This window comes from Staphylococcus sp. GDY8P47P (assembly GCF_016892225.1).
Classification (GTDB): Bacteria; Bacillota; Bacilli; order Staphylococcales; family Staphylococcaceae; genus Staphylococcus; species Staphylococcus borealis.
On the sequence record NZ_JAFENV010000039.1, the window covers coordinates 1,178 to 9,045 of the forward strand.

A 7,868-nucleotide genomic window follows, 5' to 3' on the forward strand; every position below is an offset into this window, starting at 1 on the left:
TTACATCATCCTCAGTTGTTGATGTTCCGTAATCTTTTGTTACTTCATCCGTTGTTGGTTGATAAGCATCGTTATCTGCTTGTTTGTTTGTTGTTACTGGTACTGTCACATGATCTTCTGTGCCATCTGGATATGTCACTGTTACTGGAACATTCACTGTACCTGGCGTATTACCGTCCGGTAATTTACTTGGATCATCTACTTTAATTGTTGGTGTTCCTTTTTCTGATGGATAATCTGGAATTGTTACTGCTCCTGTTACATCATCCTCAGTTGTTGGTGTTCCGTAATCTTTTATAACCTCGACTGTTTCTGGATGATAGGATTTCTCTTGAGTAGCAACTACGAATGAATCTGAACCTACATCTTTACCACCTGAAACTAAGTATACTGTATAAACATCGCCTGGCTTTGCTGTGTCTGGTACCACAAATGTACCTTTTTGTTCACCATCAGTATATGAAGTAATGTCATCTGTTTTTTTAACTACATTACCGTTGCTGTCTCTCCATTCTATATGAGATGGAAGTGGTGATAATTGTGAACCACTTAAATCAATGTCAATTGTGTCTTTAGGTTGTGCTGGTTGTGTAGTGTTATTGTACTTCACAATATCAATTTTAGTGTCCGTTGTCGGAATTAATGCAAAATTCACATTATACCATCCGCCCTTAACTGGTTTAGCAACTGGTGCTGTTTGAGGCGTAAATGATAAATTTGAATTTGCCCCAGTAAAAATTGGTGAGGTAAATGAAGAATATCCTAGTACTTTTTCTCCATTAGGATTCATTACGTAACCATAGATATAATCATTATTAATTTTTTTATCTGTTGGGAAATGAACAGTATAATATCCATCCGCATTTGTCTCACCATAAACCGTTGCTGATATATATTCGGGATGATCTTTTAATAATGTTTTTGTTGCGTCTGCTTGTTCTGCTTTAGGTAAACTTTCTACTTGATTTTTATATGCTTGAACACCTTTATCAGTTAATGAAGAAAATACTACAGTATAACCATCTGCTATTCTATCACTTGCAAGTGGGTTATAACTTGGACCAGTTGTTGAGTTAGCTAAGTCTCCCCCAGTTCCTGTTTCTAACCATACACGACCTTGGATAGAATTTGTTGAAAGTGGACTGTCAGCGCCTTGAGTATCATGAATCCATTCAGATTGTGGGCGAGTCATATATTCACCATCAGGTTCAATCCCCATAAAGATACCTGTACGTTGCATATTTGTACCTGCTAATGGGAACTGGCCAATATTATTACTAGTAATTGAATCTACATATGAACCGGGTAAAAAACCGCCTGCGGTACGTAACATTGTTGCTGTATTACCATTATGTGTTTTAAAGTCTTCAATCCAAATTCTATAATATTGATTATTTTCAGCACGATACGTATGTTCTTTGCCATTTGCATCTACATATGGTTCTCTTAAGTCGAATGCGTAGGCTCCGGGACCAACTTGCGAAGCATTTGATTTTCCTAATGAATTAGTCGTTGCCGCTTTATATATTGGTGATACCACACCATCTTTATCAATCCATTGCATATAAACGGGTGTTCCTTCAGGAACTGGTGTTAATCCATTTGACATTGTTGCAGGTGTTCCTTCGTCTACAATCCATGCGCGTCCTGATAATGTATTAGCCGCATTTGTAGCATCTGTAGATGAGTTAATATAACCATTTTTAATCGCATCTGCTTCAATAATTTGATTGTTTTTAGGACTTGCAACATTATCGTTTGTTGGTGTATCGGCAGCTAACGCCATCGCAGCGAACATTCTTGGTCTTAGTGTATTTGTTGTTTCCTCATTACGAGCTGTTGCTGAATTTACGCTTAACGGCGTAGCAACTGGTGTTTCATTATCATTATTAGCATAATCATTTTGAACAAGTGCAGCGATGGCTTCTACTTCTGTTGCATTAGATGTATCTACTCCACCATTTTCGAGAGCTTGAACTGTATCATCACTTGATACATTTAAATTTTCAGAGATATTTTGAATTGAATCACTGACATCAGGTTGCTCAATAACATCCCTAGTTGTTTCATGTTTGTCTAGTGATGGTTGGTTTGTTTCTGTACTGTCATTTGCTGCTTTTTCTTCTGCTGATAATTCATCTGTTTGAGTACTTTCTTCAGTTGGCTTCTCTTCTGTTGATGGTTGTTCTGTTGTACTTTCTTCAGTTGCTTTCTCTTCTGTTGATGGTTGTTCTGTTGTACTTTCCTTACTTGCTTTCTCTTCTGTTGATGGTTGTTCTGTTGTACTTTCCTTACTTGCCTTCTCTTCTGTTGATGGTTGTTCTGTTGTACTTTCTTCACTTGTTTTCTCTTCTGTTGATGGTTGTTCTGTTGTGCTTTCTTCAGTACTTGGTGCTTCTGTTGTCGGTGATTCAGCTGTTGCTTGTTCTGTAGTTTCTACTCCTGTGTTTGCTGTTTCAGAAGAAGATTGAGCCGATTCATTTGAGTTACTTGTAACTCCTTCTTCAGTTTTAGTGTCTTCAGCAGCTTTAGCTACATCGTGACCAGCACCAAAAATTAATGTTGCACCAACTAAAATTGATGCTGTCCCTAATGTGAATTTTCGAATTGAATATTTGTTATTGATATTTGGTAAGAAATCTAATCTTTTATTTGATTTTTTCTTCAAATAACTCACACCCCTATTTTTCAAATTAATTGAACACAACACTCATGTAAAACCTATCATGTTTTATATGTAGTTACAATATAAATTTTCGTTTTTTAAAAAAATATTAATTTAGTAATACTAAATTAATATTTACAATTTTATAATAATTTTTTATTCAATGATATTTAATTTTCGTTATTCTAATTTACTAAGCATAATAAAAATTGTTCCCTAATTCTATTTAAATAAAATGAGGCTGGGACATAAATCCCAATCTCAAAAAAGAGGACTAATCCTTGTATGGATTGGTCCTCTTTATATTTAAAAACTTACGATTTTGTCCATGCATGCTTGCCTGGGGTATGACTCGAACCAGTAGTCTCTCACTCATACTATTCCCCTAGGCGTCAGCACGTTACAAAATCGGTACAATATATTTTGCTATTCAAAAAAATAGGCTCTACGTCAAATCGGACTGATGAGTCCAAATATTAAGATTAAGCAATCTTAGGTTGTTTAATCTTAATATTTGTTGTTGAGGCAAATAGTCGCGAAGTTATAATAATTCGATTACGCAAATTATCATAATTTCTATAACCAAAAGATACCCTTTTAATAAGTTTTATTTTATTATTAATTCCTTCTAACGGACCGTTGGTCAGGTTAGAATATGTCATAGTATTTTCAATGAAAGCTGCTAATCGTATTAAAGTTCTAATGACTGGGCGTAATTTAGGACACACATCTGAAAGATGAATAGAAAAGAGTTTATGATTAAATTCCTCTATTTGATTTTCTTTTAATAATCTTCTTAGCTCATGAACGTAGTGATATGTATTAAATAATTCTACATCTACACCTAATAAGTAATTTATAATGCCTTTTTCGGTTTTCCACTCTTTAAATAAATGGACTTTATGATAATTAAATGATTCTAGCGTTTCAAAAGGTTTAAGAAATAGTTTCCAATAACTTTTATATTTATTATAAAGCGGTCTATTAGAGATTCTATAACTATTCATTACATGAACTCTAGACATATTTAACGCTCGATTTAAAGATTGAACAATATGAAAACAATCAATAATAATCTTCGCGTTAGGAAATAATATTTTGATTAGCGACATATATGGTTCATACATATCAATCGTTACTGTTTTGACTTTTTGTCTGAATTTTAAAGAATAGCGATAAAAATGATCTTTAAGCGATTTTAACTTACGATCCGCTACCACATCTACGATGCGGTGAGATACAGCATCTGCATAAATAAAGCTCATTTTTTCCTATAACATTTTTAACACTTTTAAATTCGTCCATTATTAAGTGTTCAGGTAGAGCATCAAAAGAAGATTGACCTACGTCGCTTGCCGCTTGATTAATCACTCTAGACACAGTCATTGATGATACTAAGCATGACTTAGCGATAGATTTTTGAGAGCGGTATTCTTGTGCTTTATCTAAAACTGCAAGTTTTGTTTTATTAGAAATAAAACAATGAGCGTCGACAATATTAGATTTAGCAGTAAAATGACTGTCACATGATTTACAATAAAATCTTTGTTTTTGAAGTTCTAAATAAGCGGGCATTTCCATAATTTTAAGTAAAGTAATCGTTGAGGTTTTCTTACCATTTTTTACTATAGAGAAATTTTTATTTTTAGAGGTAATTGCGCCTTTTTTGTATTCAAACGTAAAAATTGGACTGATGTTTTTTAGTCATCAGTCCAATTTATTATAGAGTCATAACTTCTTAGTAAAAAACAATTTCTGATAAGAATAAATCAGAAATTGTCTTGTCATATATTTAAAGCTAAAAACTACTAAAAATCGATTGTAGATTTTAAATACTCTAAATCATTATAGGAAGTGAATATTATTGTTTCTTCTTTACCTCTTATAAAGCCACTTTTGTATTTAAGACCTAATACAAAAGAATTACTGAATTTAAATAAATCATATTTATAATGTTTATATATTTCAAACAAATCTTTCACAGTATAACTTTGTCTGTCTTTACTTCTAAAACGACCAGTTAGGTTTGTAGCTATTGAAGTGGATAATTTCAACTCTTTTATTAAATTATTTATATATTGTTTTCTATCTACATGATTTTTAAATAACTCATTAGCTAACTCATAGATTTGAGATGGATAAGGCGATTCAGTCATATTTTCAAGCAATGTATAAGTTCTAATTTCTAAACCTTCAAAATATCCTTTTTTGGCATTATTAGTCGGCCAACTTTTTAAATTAATAATTCTATTTTCTAATTTTTCATCGATAGATTTTAAATAATAAATTAATGGTCCCATTCCTTCTATCGTTTGAGAAAGCCCACTATTATATTCTTCAACTATTTCACCAGTTTTATTATTTATTTTAATATAGCTTTTTCCTACTTCACTTAATTTTTCAAATAGATCATCAAAATCAAACTCTATGTTATTATCCCTTAAAATATTAGGTAAGTTTTTAGCTATTTCTGGAAAATCCGTTCCAGTTACAGAAGATTTTAGCAAAGTAAGAGAATCTTCATTACATAAATATTTTAAATCATTTATTAACAATTCCTTGTTGGGATACCAAGTTATATTCTTGTTTCGCACCTTATTTACGACTTGTCTCAATTCATTATCCTTACATAAAATATAATCAGCATTACTATTTTCTAATTCTTCAACTAGTCTTAAATGAGTTTCATTAGACTTACGACCTAAATCACTAATTTTTCCTATTGCTATTATTTTATGACCTGAATAAAACTTAGTTTGACTATTAAATGCTCTAATAGCATTAATCATCGCCGGTAATGAAGCATTATGTGTATCATCAAGTAATGTTAATTTATGAGTTTTCGCATGTATCTCTTTTAAGGCTAATATTTTAGAAAACGGTTTGAAATCATTTAGTAATTCTTGTTTTATTGGTAAATTTAAACTTTTAAGCGTTAAGATACTTGCTAATGTGTTAGAAACCATTCCTTCACTAATAGTATTGAGTCGATAAATTTCACTTTTATTATCTTGGTTAGTAATTGATAATTCAATACTTCCTTTGTTGTACTTAATGTTATCAACAGTTAAATCCGCCTTTGCATCTTTATTAATACTATAAGTTAACACATTACTTGCATTTTCATGTGCTTTATAAATTAAATAATCTGCATATAACGTGTCTTTATTAATAATTGCCACTCCAGTGGTTGAAGAAAGACCGTCAAAAATTCTAGTTTTGATCTTAGCTATATCTTTAACTGACTTAAATGTAGAAAAATGCGCTTCACCAATACCTGTAATAATTGCTATGTCTGGTTTTAAAAAAGTTGAGGTATTTTCAAGATAATTAATCGCATTCATGGATGTTTCAATAACAGCAAAGTCAGGATTTTTTATTAATTTCAGCATATTATTGTAAATAGCTGCTCTAACATTATTATTCCCTCTATTTTCAAGTACATTATAATCACCCAACAAGCTTGTAATTAACATTCTAGTAGAACTTTTACCCATTAATCCAGTTATAGCAATAACTGGGTTTTTTTATTGATTTCTTATATATATATAGCTAATTGTTTAAATGCCTGAACAGAATCTTCTACAATTATTTGAGGGATTTCAAATTTTAAATCAGAAATGTAATTTTCAGTTATAATTAGTCCAATTTCTCCATTTTCTTTATTAACCAAATCATTACCGTCTAAAGCATTTTTATTTCTTCCTAATTCTCTTGACCATGTTTCTTTGTTAGGAGAAAAATAAGCAGTTTTTTTACTATTTACAAATTTATAAATTGTTTCAAAATCATTTATCTCATTTGCTTCTTTATTGTGTGCGTCCTTTAATTCTCCACCTATAATATTAAATATCTTTTTAATTGTTAGCATAATAATTACCTAACCTTTAAATGCCTTTTGATATTGTACATATCCAGATAAATAATGTTCGATATCATCAATTCGAACACGATAACCGTGGTGTTTAATAAAGAAACTTCCTAGTATTCTTGATGGGTTTTTAAAATACATAGCAATTTCAGGATAAAAGAATCCAACTCTTTGGTAATCTGCTCTAATATTAATTACATCTATCAAATATTGTTCGTCTATCAAATTGTTTACCAATTCATCGCGACCCGTATCTTTCGCTTTTTGAAATAATCGATATGTGGCCATTAACATTTCTAAGAATGTTGGAAATGTTGTTTCACGATTTTTAATATAATCTAAGTAACTATTCACATTTTTGATTCCAAATTCAAAATATTTGTCTTGTGGATTAATTTGAACTAATTCATTCGTACAATATCCTAACCAATGATCATGATATTGCCAATATTTCTTCTCAATGAAACGGTCCATCAAATTTTCTACAGTTTTTAGCCATAGTTCATTTTCATCCTCTTGATACAATCTCAATAAAGCAAGCGCTGCTTCACCATCGTAATAAATAATTCTGAACTTCTCTTTTACGATTAAATCAGGATAATTCAATAAATGAGTTGTCTCATATGTATCTTCATCTATCATTGAAAGAATACCTTTAGCTACTTTCTGAGCTGACTCAAGAAATTTAGGATTATCTTCATGCTTTAAATATTCACAAACTGCGAATATAAATGAAGCATTTTGTCCTAATTTGATTTCATTTGCTCCCTCTGTATCATCAAAGATATAAGCTTTATCATCAACCTCTAACAGTTGATTTGAAATGACATAATCAATTGCTTTTTCAACAGGTTGTAAGCTTTTACCTAAATAAGACAGACCCTCAATTAAGGCATAAGTAGAAGAAGAGTGTCTTAAAATATTGTAGAATCCTATTTCATTATCAAAATGAGGAAAATATCCATAAATATATTTACCATTATCTAACAACATATTTTGTAAGAAATTAGTACTACTTTCAATTAATTGATCAATTTCATTATTTAAATCATTTACTTTTCTTAAACCTTTTTTATAGCCTTCGCTATATAGTTCATGTACTTCTTCATCACCTATAAAGAAACCTTGTGTATAGAATTTAATAACTTCTTTTTCATTATAGAAATCACTAGAAAATGCCTTTTTATTTGTAGTATATTTACGTAAATAATTATTGATGTTTTTTTCCGAAAGAAATAACTCTTTAGTAGTATTATCTGGTCGAACAAAAGCATTCGCGTTAATTTCTTCAGGTAATACTGCAAAATTCCATTGACTATCAAATGCTATACC

Annotated in this window: 4 protein-coding genes and 1 pseudogene; all 5 read right to left on the minus strand. The window is 30.8% G+C overall.

Annotated elements, in window-relative coordinates; translation table 11 throughout:
- On the minus strand, positions 1-2,668 hold a 2,668-nt coding region (locus JVV30_RS12360), incomplete at its 3' end, for a YSIRK-type signal peptide-containing protein (RefSeq protein WP_204194321.1).
- Between the two features lie 479 nt (positions 2,669-3,147).
- Positions 3,148-4,318 (minus strand): annotated as a pseudogene (locus tag JVV30_RS12365) (ISL3 family transposase); the annotation flags it as partial.
- A gap of 155 nt (positions 4,319-4,473) precedes the next feature.
- Entirely contained in the window at positions 4,474-6,162 is a 1,689-nt protein-coding gene (locus JVV30_RS12370; RefSeq protein ID WP_239469382.1) for a Mur ligase family protein, read from the minus strand.
- 41 nt (positions 6,163-6,203) lie between these two features.
- Entirely contained in the window at positions 6,204-6,536 is a 333-nt protein-coding gene (locus JVV30_RS13345; protein WP_070632114.1) for a hypothetical protein, read from the minus strand.
- Positions 6,537-6,545: 9 nt separating this feature from the next.
- The coding region (locus JVV30_RS12375) for a poly(glycerol-phosphate) alpha-glucosyltransferase (RefSeq protein WP_204194322.1) at positions 6,546-7,868 on the minus strand (1,323 nt) is incomplete at its 5' end.